The sequence below is a fragment of the Bradyrhizobium sp. 23AC genome (assembly GCF_054863025.1).
In genome coordinates this window covers 1-16,109 of record NZ_JAVAYN010000022.1, presented here as the reverse complement: position 1 = coordinate 16,109, position 16,109 = coordinate 1, and the positions used below count along the sequence as shown (strand labels likewise).

Annotated in this window: 20 protein-coding genes and 4 pseudogenes; 15 read left to right on the top strand and 9 right to left on the bottom strand. The window is 62.8% G+C overall.

Annotated elements, in window-relative coordinates; translation table 11 throughout:
* The first annotated feature begins 15 nt into the window (after positions 1-15).
* Positions 16-1,248 carry a plasmid replication protein RepC gene (repC, locus tag RAD10_RS34670; protein WP_461620960.1) on the top strand — a complete coding sequence of 411 codons (1,233 nt, stop codon included), beginning with the start codon at positions 16-18 and terminating at the stop codon, positions 1,246-1,248.
* A gap of 304 nt (positions 1,249-1,552) precedes the next feature.
* A complete protein-coding gene (locus tag RAD10_RS34665) occupies positions 1,553-2,377 on the top strand; it encodes a ribonuclease HII (protein ID WP_461620959.1) in 825 nt (274 codons plus the stop codon).
* A gap of 28 nt (positions 2,378-2,405) precedes the next feature.
* Here RAD10_RS34665 and ligD read toward each other — a convergent pair whose 3' ends face one another.
* The 4 genes from ligD to RAD10_RS34645 all read right to left on the bottom strand — a co-directional run bounded on the left by ligD (position 2,406) and on the right by RAD10_RS34645 (position 4,421).
* Positions 2,406-3,353, bottom strand: coding sequence for a non-homologous end-joining DNA ligase (gene ligD, locus RAD10_RS34660; protein ID WP_461620958.1), 948 nt, complete (start codon positions 3,351-3,353; stop codon positions 2,406-2,408).
* A gap of 227 nt (positions 3,354-3,580) precedes the next feature.
* Positions 3,581-3,784 (bottom strand): hypothetical protein, encoded by a 204-nt coding sequence (locus tag RAD10_RS34655; protein ID WP_461620957.1) that lies wholly within the window; start codon positions 3,782-3,784, stop codon positions 3,581-3,583.
* Between the two features lie 152 nt (positions 3,785-3,936).
* Positions 3,937-4,173: a hypothetical protein gene (locus RAD10_RS34650; protein WP_461620956.1), complete on the bottom strand. Its 237-nt coding sequence runs from the start codon at positions 4,171-4,173 to the stop codon at positions 3,937-3,939.
* Positions 4,174-4,220: 47 nt separating this feature from the next.
* Positions 4,221-4,421: a hypothetical protein gene (locus RAD10_RS34645; RefSeq protein ID WP_461620955.1), complete on the bottom strand. Its 201-nt coding sequence runs from the start codon at positions 4,419-4,421 to the stop codon at positions 4,221-4,223.
* A 340-nt stretch (positions 4,422-4,761) separates the two neighbouring features.
* Here RAD10_RS34645 and RAD10_RS34640 point away from each other — a divergent pair, with 340 nt between their 5' ends.
* The 4 genes from RAD10_RS34640 (at position 4,762) to RAD10_RS34625 (ending at position 7,031) form a co-directional block, all read left to right on the top strand.
* Positions 4,762-5,751: a sensor histidine kinase gene (locus RAD10_RS34640; protein WP_461620954.1), complete on the top strand. Its 990-nt coding sequence runs from the start codon at positions 4,762-4,764 to the stop codon at positions 5,749-5,751.
* 17 nt (positions 5,752-5,768) lie between these two features.
* Positions 5,769-6,134 carry a response regulator gene (locus RAD10_RS34635; protein ID WP_461620953.1) on the top strand — a complete coding sequence of 122 codons (366 nt, stop codon included), beginning with the start codon at positions 5,769-5,771 and terminating at the stop codon, positions 6,132-6,134.
* Positions 6,135-6,397: 263 nt separating this feature from the next.
* Entirely contained in the window at positions 6,398-6,598 is a 201-nt protein-coding gene (locus RAD10_RS34630; RefSeq protein WP_461620952.1) for a hypothetical protein, read from the top strand.
* Between the two features lie 16 nt (positions 6,599-6,614).
* A complete protein-coding gene (locus RAD10_RS34625; RefSeq protein WP_461620951.1) occupies positions 6,615-7,031 on the top strand; it encodes a hypothetical protein in 417 nt (138 codons plus the stop codon).
* 174 nt (positions 7,032-7,205) lie between these two features.
* On the opposite strand, the gene RAD10_RS34620 is transcribed toward RAD10_RS34625, so the two are convergent.
* Both RAD10_RS34620 and RAD10_RS34615 read right to left on the bottom strand, forming a co-directional pair.
* Positions 7,206-7,769: an MOSC domain-containing protein gene (locus RAD10_RS34620; protein WP_461620950.1), complete on the bottom strand. Its 564-nt coding sequence runs from the start codon at positions 7,767-7,769 to the stop codon at positions 7,206-7,208.
* Complete coding sequence (locus RAD10_RS34615; RefSeq protein ID WP_461620949.1) at positions 7,769-9,448, bottom strand: PHP domain-containing protein; 1,680 nt, start codon at positions 9,446-9,448, stop codon at positions 7,769-7,771. Before RAD10_RS34615 ends, RAD10_RS34620 begins: the two co-directional genes overlap by 1 nt.
* A 550-nt stretch (positions 9,449-9,998) precedes the next feature.
* On the opposite strand from RAD10_RS34615, the pseudogene RAD10_RS34610 reads away from it, so the two are divergent.
* From RAD10_RS34610 to RAD10_RS34585, 6 genes and pseudogenes are all read left to right on the top strand, one after another.
* Positions 9,999-10,495: pseudogene (locus tag RAD10_RS34610) on the top strand (ATP-dependent DNA ligase); the annotation flags it as partial.
* Positions 10,496-10,657: 162 nt separating this feature from the next.
* Positions 10,658-10,888 (top strand): ATP dependent DNA ligase, encoded by a 231-nt coding sequence (locus RAD10_RS34605; protein WP_461621030.1) that lies wholly within the window; start codon positions 10,658-10,660, stop codon positions 10,886-10,888.
* 34 nt (positions 10,889-10,922) lie between these two features.
* Positions 10,923-11,228, top strand: coding sequence for a hypothetical protein (locus RAD10_RS34600; protein ID WP_461620948.1), 306 nt, complete (start codon positions 10,923-10,925; stop codon positions 11,226-11,228).
* Entirely contained in the window at positions 11,225-11,395 is a 171-nt protein-coding gene (locus tag RAD10_RS34595) for a hypothetical protein (protein WP_461620947.1), read from the top strand. Before RAD10_RS34600 ends, RAD10_RS34595 begins: the two co-directional genes overlap by 4 nt.
* The gene (locus tag RAD10_RS34590; RefSeq protein WP_461620946.1) at positions 11,392-11,586 is read left to right on the top strand and encodes a hypothetical protein; all 195 of its coding nucleotides are present in this window, start codon (positions 11,392-11,394) and stop codon (positions 11,584-11,586) included. The genes RAD10_RS34595 and RAD10_RS34590 overlap by 4 nt, the downstream gene beginning before the upstream one ends.
* A 78-nt stretch (positions 11,587-11,664) precedes the next feature.
* A complete protein-coding gene (locus RAD10_RS34585; protein WP_461620945.1) occupies positions 11,665-11,850 on the top strand; it encodes a DUF3606 domain-containing protein in 186 nt (61 codons plus the stop codon).
* On the opposite strand, the gene arsB is transcribed toward RAD10_RS34585, so the two are convergent.
* From arsB to RAD10_RS34570, 3 genes are read right to left on the bottom strand one after another with little or no spacing between them, the layout of a single operon-like run.
* Positions 11,847-12,905: an ACR3 family arsenite efflux transporter gene (gene arsB, locus RAD10_RS34580; RefSeq protein WP_461620944.1), complete on the bottom strand. Its 1,059-nt coding sequence runs from the start codon at positions 12,903-12,905 to the stop codon at positions 11,847-11,849. The two genes, RAD10_RS34585 and arsB, sit on opposite strands and share 4 nt — an antisense overlap.
* A 2-nt stretch (positions 12,906-12,907) precedes the next feature.
* Positions 12,908-13,435, bottom strand: coding sequence for an arsenate reductase ArsC (locus RAD10_RS34575; protein WP_461620943.1), 528 nt, complete (start codon positions 13,433-13,435; stop codon positions 12,908-12,910).
* On the bottom strand, positions 13,428-13,793 hold the full coding sequence (locus RAD10_RS34570; protein WP_461620942.1) for an ArsR/SmtB family transcription factor: 366 nt from the start codon (positions 13,791-13,793) through the stop codon (positions 13,428-13,430). The genes RAD10_RS34575 and RAD10_RS34570 overlap by 8 nt, the downstream gene beginning before the upstream one ends.
* 106 nt (positions 13,794-13,899) lie before the next feature.
* Between RAD10_RS34570 and RAD10_RS34565 the strand changes: the two are divergent.
* From RAD10_RS34565 to RAD10_RS34555, 3 pseudogenes are all read left to right on the top strand, one after another.
* Positions 13,900-14,214: pseudogene (locus RAD10_RS34565) on the top strand (ArsR/SmtB family transcription factor); the annotation flags it as partial.
* Positions 14,215-14,265: 51 nt separating this feature from the next.
* Positions 14,266-15,638, top strand: a pseudogene (locus RAD10_RS34560) (NAD(P)-binding domain-containing protein).
* Positions 15,639-15,702: 64 nt separating this feature from the next.
* A pseudogene (locus RAD10_RS34555) lies at positions 15,703-16,035 on the top strand (MFS transporter); the annotation flags it as partial.
* Between the last annotated feature and the right edge of the window lie 74 nt (positions 16,036-16,109).

Genomic DNA, 16,109 nt, shown 5'->3' with positions numbered 1-16,109 from the left:
GGCTGAGGCAGAGACATGCAGTCACACTCTCCAACGACGCCTTTTGGGCGGCGATCGTTGACGCTTGCCCATGTGGCAAGCCAGATGGTCGCAACCGAACGACCTCCCGAAAAGATCGTTCACAAATGGAAGATCTTTCACGCCATCTGCACGGCACGGCCGCGCCTTGGTGTGTCGGAGCGCTCGCTATCGGTCTTAAACGCGCTGCTGACCTTCCATCCTGAGACCGCACTGACAGGAGAGGATGATCTGATCGTCTTCCCCTCGAACCATCAGCTCAGTCGGCGAGCGCACGGCATGCCGGCATCGACGCTGCGGCGACACCTCGCTGTGCTGGTCGACGCTGGACTGATTGTTCGGCGCGATAGTCCAAACGGCAAGCGCTATGCACGCAAGGGCAATGCTGGCGAAATCGAGCTCGCCTTCGGCTTCGATCTGTCACCGCTTGTCGTGCGCTCGGAAGAGTTCGAGAGCCTGGCGGCCGATATCGAAGCGGAAGCCCGAGCACTTAAGCTGGTGCGTGAGCGAATTACGCTGTGCCGGCGCGACATCGCGAAGATGATTGCAACGGGCATTGAGGAAGGCGTCCCGACGCGAAGGGCAGGGCAGGGGCCTGCCGATTGGCAGGAGGTGCACGCCGCCTTCCGCGCAATGGTCGCCCAGATTCCGCGCACCGCGACCCGTCAGGAGCTCGAGCCGATCGCAGACGAGCTGTCGCAGCTCGCTGACGACGTGCTCAATCTTCTGGAAGCATACATCAAATCCAAGAATCCGAGCGCCAATGAGTCCCAGTCTGAGCGCCACATACAGAATTCAAATACCGATGCCTTTACTGATCTTGAACCTCGCCTTCGAGAAGGCAGGGCGGCGGGAGCTGAGCCAAACCCTCAACCATCGCGAGTCGGGGAAGCGGCGTATCCGTTAGGAATGGTCTTGAGTGCGTGCCCGGACATCGTCGACTATGCCAAGGGCGGGATCTCGAACTGGCGCGATTTCTTCGCCACGGCGGCTGTTGTGCGGTCCTCGCTGGGGATCAGCCCAAGCGCCTGGGAGGAGGCGCAAAACGTCCTGGGAGAAATGCAGGCCGCGGTGGTTGTCGCCTGCATCCTGCAGCGTGGCACAGCGATTAGATCGGCTGGCGGCTACTTGCGCGGGCTGACGCGGAAAGCGGAGGTCGGGGAGTTTTCTCTTGGGCCGATCTTGATGTCGCAGATCAACTCCCGGCTCCATGAAAAACGAACGGCCTGACGGCGGTGCGGTCCAGAATCTGTTCTTCGTTGCTGGTCTGTCGGAGCATGGGCCGGTCCCCTCGAAAGCACCCCGGGATCGATGCTCACTCTTTCTCAGGGATGATTTGGTTCTGCTATGAGGTCGCTGGAAGCGATGTGTAAATTCGGTGGCCGCGCAGAATATGAGGACCCTCAGATGAGAGCCGGCCCAGTTCCGTTCGACAAGGCGCTGCGGAGTCGATGAGGGCGGCATGGCATAGCTTCAGACAATCGCCACAGTTCACCGACACGCTCCCCTACAGTCAGTGTTCACGAAGGCCGCGATGTCCCAGTATCCCCTCGATGTATTGCGTCAGCGCTATGTCGTCGAGAAGAGACCGCTCGAGGCCAGCGTCGAACATATCTTACGGGCCGACACGCGCGCGGGAGCCCGTGCCATCCTCGCTGCAATCGATAAACGGCGCTTCGAAAACAGGTCCGAAGGGCAGCGCCTCCGCAAGATGCTCCGCTTTGAGACCTCCCTCTGGGAAAGCGGCCATCATGCCGTGGCGGGCGTGGACGAGGCCGGAATGAGCCCTCTCGCCGGGCCGGTCTCCGCTGGCGCCGTGATCCTGAAACCCGGCACGCGGATAGTCGGGATCGATGACTCGAAAAAACTCGACGCCGCGGCTCGCGAAGAACTCGCGAGGGAGATCAAGCAAAAGGCAGAGACTTGGTGTGTGGCGTTCGTTGAGGTCGAGGAGATCGACGCAATCAACATTTATTTGGCGGGCATCCAGGCTATGCAGCGCGCTGTCCGGGGGCTAGGGCTGACGCCACAGCACCTGCTGATCGATGCGAAGCGGTTGAAGGAAATCGACATCCCTCAGCAGGCAATCATCAAGGGCGATGCCAAGTCTGCCAGCATCGCCGCAGCCTCCATCCTGGCGAAAGTCGAGCGCGACGCCGTCATGCAAGCGCTCGACCTGCGACACCCCGGCTACGGCTTCGCGGATCACAAGGGCTATCCGGTGCCGGCTCACTATGATGCGCTCGCCAGGCTCGGCGCATGCGCTGCTCACCGGCGGTCGTTCGGACCCGTCCGCAAGGCTCTCGGGTTGCCGCCCCTGCCGCCGTGGCCTTCGGCATCCGAGCGCGAGGCCGGCTGAACAGGTCGTACGCTTCGTCTTGGTGGTGCTATTTTCGCGACCACTGCTTTTCGCGTACGACGTCCTTCGCGTTTTTGTCGGTCCGCAGCCCGAGATAGACCGGCTGGCGCAGCTCGCCCTTGCTGGTCCACTCCGCGAACTTCACCTCCGCGACCAATGCAGGACGCACCCAGGTCGTGACCTGCTCATCCTTTACCCTGGCAGGAAAGGGCGACTTGGCAGTCTTGAGTCGCATGAGCTTGCCGTGAAGCTGTTCCAGAACCTGGTGGCTGAAGCCGGTGCCGACGTGCCCGATATACCGCCATGCATCGCCTTCGCGTACAGCCAGCACGAGGGCGCCGAAGAAGGGCCGGGTTCGCCTCGGCGCCGTGAAGCCGGCGATGACTACCTCCTGCCGCTGCGCGGTCTTCACCTTCAGCCAGTCGGCGGTCCGGCGTCCGGACGCGTACGGGCTGTCCGCGCGCTTGGCCATGATGCCTTCGAGATTTCTCTGCTCGGCTTCTGCGAAGAACTTCGTGCCGCTGCCTTTGCGGTGCTTGATGAATGCGATCAGCTTGTGGCGCGGCAGGATGGCCTTGAGCCGCTTCTTGCGCTCGAGGAGCGGCAGCGCACGCAGATCCTCGCCGTCTGCGAACATGAGGTCGAACGCGCAGTACAAAAGCTTAGCCTCATGGCGCAGGGCGTTTTGAAGCAACTGGAAATGGGATACGCCGTCCTGGCCGATCGCGACCAGCTCGCCATCGATCACGGCGTCCACCTTCACGCCCTCAAGCGCCTTCGCGACCTCCACGTAGGAGTGGCTGATGATCTTTCCATTGCGGCTGTAGAGCGCGACCCGACCACGCCGGATTTCCGCGACCATGCGGAAACCATCGAACTTGTCCTCGAAAACCCAATTGGGATCGTCGAAAGGCGAGTTCGTCAGCGTGGCCAGCATGGGCTGCAGGCGACGAGGTAGGGTTGATTTTCGGGCCATAGCTGGAGGACGAGACGAGAAGAACGAGTAGGATGCATCGAGAGTTCCGTCAGGAAGCTTTGGCGCAAAATTCTCGCATGGCCCACGTCACGGCAGATGAAAACGTGCCTGCCGCGTCGGCCCCGTGCGCCTCTTCCAAACGCATTGGCTTGACAGCCAGACGTGTCTTTGGCTTGGGCTCCTTCAAGGCTTTGCTGAGTGACGGAGCATTGACGCAACCCAACAAGCTAATGTCCCAATTCCCTCAATATCCGATCCCGGTCGTCGATATGAAGCGACTGTGTTTCCCGCATCGTGGCCAACACGGCCCTTGCGCCCGCGACGTCGTGGTTATGCCGCTCCAGCTCTGAGATCAGGGCTTCCTGCTTGGCAATAAGCCTCTCGCCTTCAGCGACGTGGCGTTCGGCGATCGCTAGGTGCTCCAGAAGCATGGCGTGGTCCATGCAGCACAGTACATCGGAAATCTGGACAGCGCTCGTTGAAAGCCCGAAGAAGGGCGGGGCCCAGGCCTTGCCCCAGGTCCGCAAGTTGATAGCCGGGAGGAGAGATCTTGCGAGACGCAAAGATACACTGGCTGAGCTTTTTATTCCGACGATAGTCTGTAGACGTCACCCGGCTGGAGTTCGACCTCTTCGAACATCTTTTGCTGCTTTTCGGACAAGACGGCCGGCAAGATTTGTGCTGTCCAACCCTCCGGCACGGCCGCAAGGACCAGCGTCACGGCCTGGCTTGGCTTGGCCAAAGCAAGCCATACTTCCGTCGATCCCGAGTCCGACGTCGCCTCGACGATGGTAAACTCTCTGCCGAAAGACTCTGCCATGAAGGGTCAACCAGCCCCCGCTGCAGCAGTTTCTAACTTAGAGCGGCTCACTCGGGCGGCTTCAATCCCGGCGATCGCAGCCAATCGCTCATGTGCGAGCCGGTCTCACATTGCCGCGCCTTCCGGATGACCTGCTCGCGTAGGGACCCGTGCGGAAGCAGGCTCGCTTCTTCGCGCAAACGCTGAGCCTCTTCGGCAAGGCGCTCTTCCAGAGATCTAGTCTGTTTGAAACGACGCCGCTTCGTCATGGCGCTGCTCCCTTGTTCGAGGAGGGCGGGAGCGCTACCGGCGTTCTCATCACAGATAGCAGCCAAGGTCCGCGCTGTGATGGCCACAGCGTGCGCCTCTCCGCAGCCGCCGAGCAAGGACTATCTTTCGCGCCTCTGGCGGAACTCTTCAGGAATGGCTCAAAGGGCGTAAGCGGCTCAAACCAAGGATTTAGCGGCACTTGGATCATTTCGGCCGATGACGTGAAAGCGTCGGACCGCCCCGCGCGACGTTGTCTGCACATCAACCAGCCCATTTTCGTTTGTGAACGGTTTGGCCACAGATTAGCTTGGTGGGAGACCTTCCAAGGCGAGCGGCCCGATGAATCTCGAAGACTTGTACCGGCTTCTACGCAGCGAGCACGTCCAGGCGCAAGGGATCGTTGACACCCTTGAGGAGCCACTCCTTGTGCTTGACCAGGGGGGATGTGTTCTGACAGCCAATCGCGGGTTCTACGAAACCTTCAGGGTCGGACGGGACGACACGGTTGGGCGCAGCCTCTTCGACCTCGGCAACGGACAATGGGACATACCCGAACTCAGACGCCTAGTCGGCGAGATCATTCCCCGGTCCACCGCTGTCGTCGGCTATGAAGTGGCAGCCAATTTCCCAACCATCGGGCCGCGAACAATGCTGGTCAGCGCCCGTCGCTTGGTTCATCCCGATAATAATAGCACCAGCGTTCTGATCCTATTCGAGGACGTGACCGACAGGCGGCATGGCGACGCTCAGAAAGACATTCTCCTGGCCGAAACACGCCATCGGATGAAAAACCTTCTGGCAATCGTCCGCTCTCTCGCCAGTCAGACCGATGTGGAAGGCTTGTCAGCGAAGGAGTATCGCGATGCTTTCCTTGGACGATTCCAAGCCGTGGCCGAAGCGGAGACCCTCGCGCTGGGCGGCAGCGCCGAGACCGATCTGAGTGCCTTGGTGGAGCAATCTTTGAAGGCTGCGGGCCCGGACCGCTACCGGGTGATCGCCGGACCGGCCATTCGCCTCAGCTCACGTCAGGTCGTGCCGATGAGCCTCATCCTGCATGAACTCGTCACCAACGCCTGGAAGTACGGTGCGCTCTCCGAGCCTGGAGGGCTGGTACACCTCAGCTGGCGCAAATCGGAGGAGGAAGGCAAGGGCGTCCTTCACATCGATTGGCGCGAGGAAAACGGCCCGCCCGTAACTCCGCCGACTCGCTCCGGGTTCGGCTCGAGGCTGATCGATCTCAGCGCGGTGCAGGGCTTAAGGGGCTCCGTGGAACTGAAGTACGAGCCCACCGGTTTACTCGTTCACATCGCAGCGCCTGTGGAGTCTTGAAGACCGGGGGGCACATCGTGGACGACGCTCCCCGAATATTGGTTGTCGAAGACGAGTACCTGATTGCACTGGAGCTCGACACCGAGCTGAGGGCGGCCGGATATCGCGTGATGGGCCCGGTGCCAGACATAGATGGCGCCTTGGAGCTCTTGAAGGTTGAGCGGCCCGACGCCGCCATTCTCGACGTCAACTTGGCGGGAAAGTGGGTCACCCCAGTTGCCGAGACGCTCCGGTCGATGTCCGTGCCCTTCATTCTCGCCAGCGGCTACGTTGCCGCCGATCTCCGAGGCCAACCCGTCCTGCGCGATGCGGCCAATGTCGGGAAATCGTGGAGATCCGAATATCTGCTCGAGACCCTCCGCAGCGCCTTGGGCCGGCCGTAGGAAATGTCGCCCCAAGCTCTGGCTTGCTTCGATCGCGACATCGGCTCAGCCGCATGTCACCGGCTCAAGTGTACATCGGACGCGCCCGCCGTCTGTGCCTCGCCCTGCACTGCACTGCAATGCTGCGAGATCAGCCAGCCTGTGGCGTCGGCGCCGGGCCTCTTCCTAAGTAGAAACGCATTTTCCGCGAAGCTTAACATTCCTGAATCCCACGACCGGGAAAACTCGGTTAAGATGCGACTTTCCCTTGTTGGGGGCATCTCATGTTCGACATGGCAACTACCGCGCTTTTGCGCGCGGTTTTCGACGAAGTCTGCGAGGGCCTTTCGCAGCGCGAGATCGGGGCGCGTACCCATGTGGCCTCAAAAATTCTGGAGGCCGCCACCAATGGCGAGCTCTCTCCCGAGGACCTCAGACAGGTCGGCCGCAAGGCCCTCTCACACGCGCCCACGATGTGGCGCTGACGACGCGGGGGCGGAGGTGAACTTCCAGGTCACGGTCCTGAAGATCCTTGCGGCTTATCCGGATGGGTTTGCCGTGATGGACGACCTCAAGCGTGACATGGCCATCCTGGCGACCAGTGGCCGCGACTGGGCGGATCGAACCAGGCGCCTCGCGGCCAGGGTTCCGGACCTCGACATCTGGTCACAAGGGCTGGTCGAACGCATAAGCGGGGGATGGAAGATCACAGCCAAAGGACGGGCCGCGCTCGAGATCATGGAAGCGCGCCCAACTGCGCCGGAGACGGCCCAAGCACATTCAGTTCAGGATTTCATTGCGACCTTCCCGCCGCCCGTTCCCCCGCTGCGGCAGCCGGCCGATCGTGCCAAGCGGCGGCGCGAGCGCCGAGAACGCCGCCGCGAAGCCCGCGAACGAGCGAGGGCAAACGCCTCCTAGATTAGGCAAAGAAAAAAGCCGCCAGCGAAGCTGGGCGGCTTGATAGTCGCGGACCGTCGATTGCCTTTCCCAGCCCCAAGCGTACCGCCGTTACCTTGTTTGCGGCCATGCCAGCCCGATCTACCGAGCTCTTTTCGATTCGGCACTCGATGGGCCGAGCTGTGCACCGGGCTCCTACAGCGCCGGCAAAGCCTGAAACGAGGTGGACCGGAGGCGCACCCGCGCGGTGTCGCCGGCCGCTACTGCGCCACCGGCCCGAACCACGCCCATCACGCCGCACTTGAATGGTGTGCCTGTTTCCGCCGACGAGAGCACCTGCCGTTTCAAGCCGGCTCTGAAGCGGTCGATGAGGACACAGGGCGTCCGCAGGCCGGTGAGCTCCACGATCGCCGCCGGTCCGAGTTCGATCAGCGTCCCAAGCGGCATCCCTTCGAGGTTCAGGTCGGCTGTGGTGATGTTCTCGCCGAGCTCTCCTGCTCCAATGTCGAAACCAGCCTTCGCGAGCGATGCGAAGAGCTCGGATGGGATTAGGTGAACCTGCCGGAGATTGGCTAGGCGAGGTCGGCGACGAGCTAGATAGCGGTGCCGGACGAAGGCGCCGGCGTGGGCGTCGCCTTCGACGCCATGGCCTTGCACCAGCGTGATCTTATCCCGTAATGGCTTGCTGAAGTGGTGCCCGCGATCGGCCGCGACCGCGACGACCCTTCCCTCAAGCGGGAGATCGTGCCCGTGCGGCATCAGGCGGCACGGGCGACCGGGCGCCGCTTCTGGCGGAGGTAGCGCGTGATCTCCGCAAGCGTCATCGCGTTCAGGACTCGGTCGGCAGGGACACCGCCCTTACGGGCCATCTCGACGCCCCAGTGCATGTGGTCGAGCTCTGGAATCGAGTGGGCGTCGGGGTTGATGCTCAGCATGCAGCCAAATTCCAGCGCCGCCTGATGCCAACGCCAGTCCAGGTCGAGCCGCCATGGGTGGGCGTTGATCTCGACGACCACGTCATGCTTGGCGCAGGCCCGCAGCACCCTCTCGACGTCGATTTCGTAACCCGGCCGCCGCTGCAGCTGTCGCCCCGTCATGTGGCCGATGATGGTGGTGTGGGGATTGGAAATGGCCCGTAGCAGGCGCTGCGTCTGTGCCTTGCGGTCCAGCTTGAAGCGGCCGTGGATGCTGGCGACAACGAAGTCGAAACGTTCAAGCACCTCGTCGTTGTAGTCCAGCGAGCCGTCCGCCAGAATGTCGGACTCGATGCCTTTCAGGATCCGGAAATCCTTGCCGAAGAGCTTGTTCAGCCGGTCGGCCTCCCGGCGCTGCTCGGCGATCTGCTCGACTGACAGGCCGCCGGCGTAATGGGCCGACTTCGAATGATCGGCGACCCCGAAATATTCGAAACCGCGCGCGCGGGTCGCCTTCGCCATCGTGTCCAGGGTCTCGGTGCCGTCGGAAGCATCCGTATGGCAGTGAAGGATTCCGCAGAGGTCCTCGTCGGTGACAAGCTTCGGCAGCTTGCCCCTTAGGGCCAGCTCGACCTCTCCGCGCCCCTCCCGAAGTTCGGGATCGATGTAGGGCAGTCCGAGTGCCTGGTAGATGTCGGCCTCCTCGCCGGCGACTAGTGTGCGACCCTTGTGCAGGCCGTCAGCTTCCAAGCGCAGTCCCTTCTCGGCGGCCAAGGCTTGGAGCTGCTCGATGTGAGCGGCGGAGCCGGTGGCGAAGAGAAGGACCGCGCCGAAATGTTTGCGGTCGGACACGCGGACTTGCAGCCCGTTGGCCGATGGCATGGACGTCTTTTCCGACTTGGCAGTCTCCGCAACGATTGTGAGATCGGCGACGAGTTCGCAGCCTCGACGGAAATCGCCTGCGATCGTCACCCGCTTGAGTTCGGGGCGGGACTTGCGGATCAGGTCCTTGGCATGCGCGAGCAGGGCCGCGGCTCGGTGCAGGTGGAGGCGGCCTTCTCCGCTTTTGGCGATGGCGAGGTTCTGCAGGATTTTCGTCTGCAGCGCGGCGCCGAGTCCTTTCGCCTTCTTGATCCGGTCGTCCTTGGCGGCGGCCTCTAATTCTGCGAGCGAGCCGATGCCGAGATCCTTGTGGAGGCGTAGCACCTTCTCCGGACGAAGGCCGGGTACAGCGAGCATCTCGAGCACGCCCTCGGGGATCTCCTTGCGCAGCTTTTCGAGGCTGGGATGACTGCCCGTCTTGTGGAGCTTGGTGATGATGTCGGCGATCGCATCGCCGACTCCGGGGATCTCCGTCAGCCGGTCTTCGGCGATGAGGACGCCCAGAGGAACGGCGAGGGCTGCCAGACTATCGGCAGCTCTCGAATAGGCCTTCGCCCGATAGGGATTGCCCCCTCGCAAGGCGGTGCGCTGCGCGTACTCTCGCAGGAGACTTGCCACACCGCGAGCGTCGAGCGAAGGCATTCAGGGAGCCTCCCGGTTCGAGCTTTGCGGCGCCGCCGGAGGAAGGCGACGGCCCGGGCCGCCACGTGGCCCGCGATCAAGAGAGTTTTCGAGCTTCTGGGCCGCGCGAAAATCCTCGAGGTGCTGAATATTCGGACCGTAGGCAGCTTCTTTCTTGAGTAGATTGTAAATCCGGCCGGCCACCAGCTGGAGGTGCTTCATCCGGCCCCGCGGCATAGATCTCGCCTTGCACAGAGCTCGGACGGCATAGGCCCGGAAGTAGTCGAATGCGTCTGACATGCTAGGTAAACGCCCGCTATCGACCGGAGTTCGATGCGGGAAGGATTGGCCTATTCGGCACTGCACCCTGACGTGCGGGCCGCTCAAATTCGAAAGCTTATGGACCAGCGGGATCGGAACTCCTCCCAGCCTGCGAAGTTGCGAGACTCGTTGAGTAAGGTAGGTAGACTGCCCGCCGTCGGCCCCAACCCGGCGGCGGGTTTTTTGTGAGTGGCGTAGCGTGGCAAAGCGTACGAAGGCGTCTCGGGCCTCAGAGCCGGAGGTCCCTACAATGCCGGGGTTTATCGGACCCCAATTGGCGACCCTGAAGATGAAGGCACCTTCGGGGTCACGGTGGATTCACGAGGTCAAATACGACGGCTACCGCATCCAGCTTCGGATCGATGGTGACGATCGCCGGGCCTACACCCGCAACGGCTACAATTGGGTCAGCAAGTTTTCAAGGATTGCGGCCGCCTTCGATATCGAAGGTCAGGCCATCGTCGACGGCGAAGTCGTCGTCATCCATGATGGTCGCACCAATTTTTCCGAGCTGCAGGCAGCTCTCGGCAGAGGCGATCAGGACCCCTGATCTACTTCGCGTTCGATCTGCTGTGGCTCAACGGCAAGGATTTGCGCAAGGTGCCGCAGCTCGAGCGGAAGAGGCTGCTCAAGGAGCTGATCGACGAGCACAGGCTCGAAGAGCCCATCTTCTTTAGCGAACACCACGAGGGTGACGGGCAAGCGCTGTTCGCCGCCGCCAGCAAGTTGAACTATGAGGGCATCGTCTCCAAGCGCGTGGATGCTCCGTACCGATCGGAACGGGTCGAGGCCTGGCAAAAGATCAAGGTGGTTCAGAAGGGCAAGTTTCCCGTCGTCGGCTTCATCAAGGACCCGAGCGGGGTCGCGGCGCTTTATCTTGGCAAGCAGGAAGGCAAGGACCTCGTCTACATGGGGAAGGTCGGCACCGGGTGGAATCGAACCACGTCGGCGCAGATCCGCAAAGCGCTCGATACCGTCCTGAGCCCGAAGCAGAAGCTGACCAAGACCATCAGGAAGCCGAAGGCCACGTGGGTCGAACCCAAGTTCTATGCCGACATCGAGTACCGTGACATCACCTCCGAAGGACTCCTGCGGGCCAGCTCGTTCAAGGGGCTGAGCAAAGGAACGGGCCGTTCATAGCCGCGTTTTCCCGTGACTATGTGGAGTACCGGCCATGGATCCGGAACAGCGAATTGCGAAGGCCCTGGTAGACGCGCAGAGCATTCTGGCCCGGCATGTCGAGCCCGGTCCCAGGGATTGCGAGCAAACCATAAACCGACTGCTGGACGTGCTCGACGACGAAGCCGTCGTGCAGGCGCTCAAGGACTCCAAGATGGAAAAACCAACTGCAGAACAGCTCGCGGAGCTCAAGAGGCTCAGCGCGATGGCACGCGTGCCGGATGAATCGGAGATCGTTACTTCGAAGGAGGAAGCCGAGATCCGGATCCGCGACCTAAAAGAAAAGGCGCGGATGGAATGATGCCTGAGCTGCCCATGAATGGCGTGGAGCCGGAACGCTCGGAGGATGACATCCAGCGCGAAGAGATCGGTCCCCGCGGCGTGCCCGGCAAGGAAAGTCCGGCGAAGATGACGCCGCAGCGGGAGAAGAAGGCGCCAAAGGACGTCGATCCTGGACATCCGGCATGAACTCAATGGACACGTTCGATCCCGATATGCCGTGCCGCGTCCACGATGGCCTCAATGACCAGATCATCGAATGGAGCCCTCACTGGGCTTCGATGTACCGCAAGCACGCTTCGAAGTGGGATGACGGCGTCATATCCTGGGACGGTCTGTTGCTCGACGGATGGGCGCCAATCATTCGTTGCGGCCACTGAGGCGGCGAAGCGGAGTCGGGAACTCGCGAATCGTTGCGGCGTTGCCTCGCTATCAACATTCCAAGAGGTGGAGCCGAGATGGCCGCAGCAAAGAAGCAGACCGCGCGTGGACGCAAGCAGGACCGGGCCCGGGTAGCCAAGGGCCAGGACTATGAAGTCCGGTACGAAGCGAAGAAGACCGGCCGCTCGGCATCGGCCGTCAAAAAGGCCGTCAAGAAGGTCGGGAATTCCCGCAAGCGCGTAGAGAAGCGTCTCGGCCGCTAGGGTCGCTGGGCACTCGCGACGGGGCTGGAGGTCTTCGCTCCGGCCTCATACCAGCTTCGTGTCGCCTTCACGATCCGGACGACCGAAAGCATCACAGGCACTTCGACGAGCACGCCGACCACGGTCGCGAGCGCTGCGCCGGAGTCGAGGCCGAAGAGACTGATGGCCGCCGCCACTGCGAGCTCGAAGAAGTTGCTGGCGCCAATCAGTGCCGCCGGGGCGGCGACGCACCAAGCGACGCCGAACCGCCGGCTCAGCCAATAGGCGAGGCCGGCGTTCAGATAGACCTGAATCAGGATCGGCACGGCAAGGACCACGATCACGACCGGTTGTCGGACGATTTGCTCGCCTTGGAAGCCGAACAGCAGGACCAGCGTCGCTAGCAGCGCGACGAGGGAGAGCGGCTGTAGAGTCCGCATCGCGCGCTCGAAGGCTCCGCCGCCAGCCGCTAGGAGTGTCCTTCGCCAAACCTGAGCCACGATGACCGGCACAACGATGTAGAGGCCCACGGACAGCAACAGTGTCGCCCAAGGCACGGTGATCGATGCGACGCCGAGAAGCAGGCCGACCAGCGGGGCGAACAGGAAGACCATGATGACATCGTTCAGCGCGACCTGGCTGAGCGTGTAGTGGGGTTCGCCCTCGCACAGATTCGACCACACAAAGACCATTGCGGTGCAGGGCGCCGCCGCGAGCAGGATCAGGCCGGCGATGTAGGACGGGATCTGCGCAGCCGGCAGAAAGGGCGCGAACACATGGCCGACGAAGAAGGAGCCGAGCGCGGCCATCGAGAAGGGCTTGACCGCCCAGTTGATGAAGAGCGTCACGCCGACGCCCCTCCAGTGCTCGCGGACCTGGCCGAGCGCGCCGAAGTCGATCTTCAGCAGCATCGGGACGATCATGAGCCAGATCAGGACCGCCACCGGCAGGTTGACTTTGGCGACCTCGGCGGCGGCGACCGCGCCGAAGAAGCCGGGCACGACGTGACCGAGCGCGACGCCGATCACGATGCAAAGCGCGACCCAGAGGGTGAGATAGCGTTCGAAGATGCTCATGCTCAGGCCACGTCGTTGCGCGACGAACTCGCGCCTTCCGATCGGCCTATCTCGCGGAGCTTGGTGCCCAGCGAAAGCTTGTCGATGTTGCGCATCGGAAGATTGATGAAGGCGCCGATGCGGTTCTTCATAAACCAGAAGGCCGTCATGAACGCGGCCTGCTTCTCCAGGTCGGCCCCTTCGACCGCGGCGGGATCCTCGATCCCCCAGTGTGCGGTCATCGGCTGGCCCGGCCAGATCGGGCAAGCTTCGCCCGCTGCGTTGTCACACACGGTGAATACGAAATCCATTACCGGCGCATCGGGAGCTGCGAACTCGAGCCAACTCTTCGAGCGCATGCCGTCGGTCGGATAGTCCAATGCCTCGAGCGTGCGTAGCGCGAGCGGGTGGACCGCGCCCTTCGGCGTGCTTCCCGCCGAGAATGCGCGGAAGCGTTCGGCGCCGTCCTTGCGGAGTATCGATTCCGCGAGGATCGAGCGGGCCGAGTTGCCGGTACACAGGAAGAGGACGTTGTAGATACCGTCAGACACGGGTCTTCTCCTTTTTCCGCTTCGGAGGGCAACAGGGCTTCAAGCTCTCGACGACCGGCGCGCAGATCTCCGGCCGTCCGCCGCAGCAGTCCTGCAGTAGGAACAATGCGATCCCCTGGAACGCCGGTAGATTGGCGCGATAGACGATCGAGCGGCTGCGTCGCTCGGACGTGACGAGATCGGCGCGGGAAAGGATGGCCAGGTGGGCCGATAGGGTGTTCTGCGGCACTTCGAGCGCGCGGGCCAGATCGCCGGCGGCGAGGCCGTCGGGCTCATGTTTCACCAGGGTGCGGAATGCCTGAAGCCGCGTGGACTGGGCCAGCGCGGCGAGGGCGAGGACTGCTTGCTCGTCTTCCATATATCGAGATTTATGGAAATGACGTGCCGATGTCAACCCACACGCTATTTCGAATATTCTAGAAAGACCGTTTGACAGACGATCACATGAAGCCCATCATGAGGACATGAAGATCGACGATGCAGCGGCACGCTTGGAAGCGCTGGGTAATCCAACGCGGCTGAAGATCTATCGGACACTTGTCCGTGCCGGCCACGCTGGCCTGTCGGTCGGGCGGCTGCAGGAGCGGCTGAAGATCCCGGCCTCGACGCTGTCCCATCATGTCAAGGGTCTCGTCGCCGTCGGCCTGGTGAGCCAGGTCCGCGAAGGGACGACCCTAGTTTGTCACGCCCAGTACGATACCATGCGGAGTCTTGTGAAATTCCTGGTAGCCGAGTGCTGCGCCGAAGAAGCCGAGTGCGGCGCTGCGGCCCGTCCCGCGGCCTATTTTTTTGACATCCTTTTCGATGATTCTAGAAATATAGGAGGAAGGATGAGCGGCGGTTCAAAGACGGTGGCGATCATCGGATCCGGTCCGGTCGGTCTTGCGGCCGCGGCCCACGTGCTCGAACGCGGCATGACGCCGATCGTGCTGGAAGCCGGGCCCGAAGCCGCGCATTCCGTGCGCCAGTGGCGGCACGTCCAGCTATTCTCGCCCTGGGAGTACAACGTCGACAGGGCGGCCGCGCGGCTGCTGGTACCGACGGGCTGGAATTCGCCGGACCCTCAAGTCTATCCGACCGGCGGCGAGCTCGTCGAACAATACATCGAGCCGCTTGCGACGCGGACCGCGCTGCGGGATGTGATCCGGACGAACAGCCGCGTCACGGCGGTCGGGCGCGTCGGCTTCGACAAGGCGAAGACGAAGGGGCGCGAAGCCGCCCCCTTCGAGATCCGGTATCAGAACGGCAAGGGCCCTCAGGCGCTACGCGCCGACGCCGTGATCGACGCATCCGGCACGTGGGCCTCGCCGAATCCGGCCGGCGCCGGCGGACTGCCGGCCATCGGCGAGCGCGAGGCCGCATCGCGGATCGCTTACGGCATGCCGGACGTGCTCGGCAAGGATCGCAGCCGGTACGCGGACAAGACCGTCGCGGTGCTCGGCGGCGGGCACTCGGCCATCGGCACGCTCACCGACCTCGTCGCCCTCGCGCAGCAGGAGCCGAGCACGCGACCCATCTGGCTGCTCCGCAGCGGCAATCCCGAAAAATCCTTCGGCGGCGGTGCGAACGACAAGCTATCCGCCCGCGGCGAACTCGGTGCACATTTCGCTTCGCTCATCGCCTCGGGACAGGTCCAGGTCGAGGCCGGCTTTCCCGTCGCCGCCATCGCGCATGCGGATGGCCGGCTCCGGATCGCCACCTCGTCGGCCTGCTGTGGACGCAGCATCGTCGCCGACGAACTGGTGGTCGCGACCGGCTTCCGCCCCGATTTTTCCTTCCTGAGCGAGATCAGGCTGCGACTCGATCCGGCGATCGATGCGCCAGTCGCGCTGGCGCCGCTGATCGATCCGAACGAGCACTCCAGCGGTACCGTGCGCCCGCACGGCGCGCGCGAGCTCGAGCAGGACGACCGGGGCTTCTACCTCGCAGGCATGAAAGCTTACGGGCGCGCCCCGACCTTCTTGATGATGACAGGCTAGGAACAGGTCCGCTCGATCGGGGCCGACATCGCCGGCGACAAGGAAGCTGCTGCGCGGGTCGAGCTTGAATTGCCGGAGACCGGGGTGTGCACCCGCGGCGGCGTAGAGAGCGGCGTCGGCCCGTCCGGATGCTGCGGCGGTCCCGCGAAGCAGGATGCAAGCGCGTGCTGCGCGGCGATGAGAGCGCGAAGAAGGCGGGCGCTGCCGGCTGCGGATGTTCGTAGTCGGGTGGACGGGCAAATGAACGCTCGAAGCGCGGGCCTGAGCGGCAGGTCTCTGATCGTGGCGATGTGCCTCGGGCAGATCGGAAATCTGCTGCCCCATGTCGCTCTCTCCGCCAATCTCGCTCAGCATCTGATGCCGGCTTGGGGGCTGAGTGCCGCGGAAGGCGGGCTGATGGCGAGCGGCTACGCGTTCGGCTACATGCTCGCGGTTCCAATCCTCACTACGCTTACTGATAGAATCGATGCGCGTCTGGTGCTGCTCTGCGGCTCCGTCGTGAGCGGGCTGGCGACAGTTGCGTTCGGAGTGTTCTCGCAGGGTTTCTGGTCCGGGACCGCAATCTGGGCGTTGTCCGGGCTTAGCTTTGCCGGAGCCTACATGCCTGGCCTGAAGGCTCTAGAGCGGTTCACTTATTTATTGAATCGGAAGGGATTCCGGAGCTAGGGCGAATATGATTCAAGATGCTGGCTGGG

Excerpts from the sequence above, each read along its gene's own strand:
- repC (WP_461620960.1), top strand. The coding sequence starts at position 16 with ATGCAGTCACACTCTCCAACGACGCCTTTTGGGCGGCGATCGTTGACG.
- RAD10_RS34665 (WP_461620959.1), top strand. The coding sequence starts at position 1,553 with ATGTCCCAGTATCCCCTCGATGTATTGCGTCAGCGCTATGTCGTCGAG.
- ligD (WP_461620958.1), bottom strand. The coding sequence starts at position 3,353 with ATGGCCCGAAAATCAACCCTACCTCGTCGCCTGCAGCCCATGCTGGCC.
- RAD10_RS34655 (WP_461620957.1), bottom strand. The coding sequence starts at position 3,784 with ATGCTTCTGGAGCACCTAGCGATCGCCGAACGCCACGTCGCTGAAGGC.
- RAD10_RS34650 (WP_461620956.1), bottom strand. The coding sequence starts at position 4,173 with ATGGCAGAGTCTTTCGGCAGAGAGTTTACCATCGTCGAGGCGACGTCG.
- RAD10_RS34645 (WP_461620955.1), bottom strand. The coding sequence starts at position 4,421 with ATGACGAAGCGGCGTCGTTTCAAACAGACTAGATCTCTGGAAGAGCGC.
- RAD10_RS34640 (WP_461620954.1), top strand. The coding sequence starts at position 4,762 with ATGAATCTCGAAGACTTGTACCGGCTTCTACGCAGCGAGCACGTCCAG.
- RAD10_RS34630 (WP_461620952.1), top strand. The coding sequence starts at position 6,398 with ATGTTCGACATGGCAACTACCGCGCTTTTGCGCGCGGTTTTCGACGAA.
- RAD10_RS34620 (WP_461620950.1), bottom strand. The coding sequence starts at position 7,769 with ATGCCGCACGGGCACGATCTCCCGCTTGAGGGAAGGGTCGTCGCGGTC.
- RAD10_RS34615 (WP_461620949.1), bottom strand. The coding sequence starts at position 9,448 with ATGCCTTCGCTCGACGCTCGCGGTGTGGCAAGTCTCCTGCGAGAGTAC.
- RAD10_RS34605 (WP_461621030.1), top strand. The coding sequence starts at position 10,658 with ATGGGGAAGGTCGGCACCGGGTGGAATCGAACCACGTCGGCGCAGATC.
- RAD10_RS34600 (WP_461620948.1), top strand. The coding sequence starts at position 10,923 with ATGGATCCGGAACAGCGAATTGCGAAGGCCCTGGTAGACGCGCAGAGC.
- RAD10_RS34595 (WP_461620947.1), top strand. The coding sequence starts at position 11,225 with ATGATGCCTGAGCTGCCCATGAATGGCGTGGAGCCGGAACGCTCGGAG.
- RAD10_RS34590 (WP_461620946.1), top strand. The coding sequence starts at position 11,392 with ATGAACTCAATGGACACGTTCGATCCCGATATGCCGTGCCGCGTCCAC.
- RAD10_RS34585 (WP_461620945.1), top strand. The coding sequence starts at position 11,665 with ATGGCCGCAGCAAAGAAGCAGACCGCGCGTGGACGCAAGCAGGACCGG.
- arsB (WP_461620944.1), bottom strand. The coding sequence starts at position 12,905 with ATGAGCATCTTCGAACGCTATCTCACCCTCTGGGTCGCGCTTTGCATC.
- RAD10_RS34570 (WP_461620942.1), bottom strand. The coding sequence starts at position 13,793 with ATGGAAGACGAGCAAGCAGTCCTCGCCCTCGCCGCGCTGGCCCAGTCC.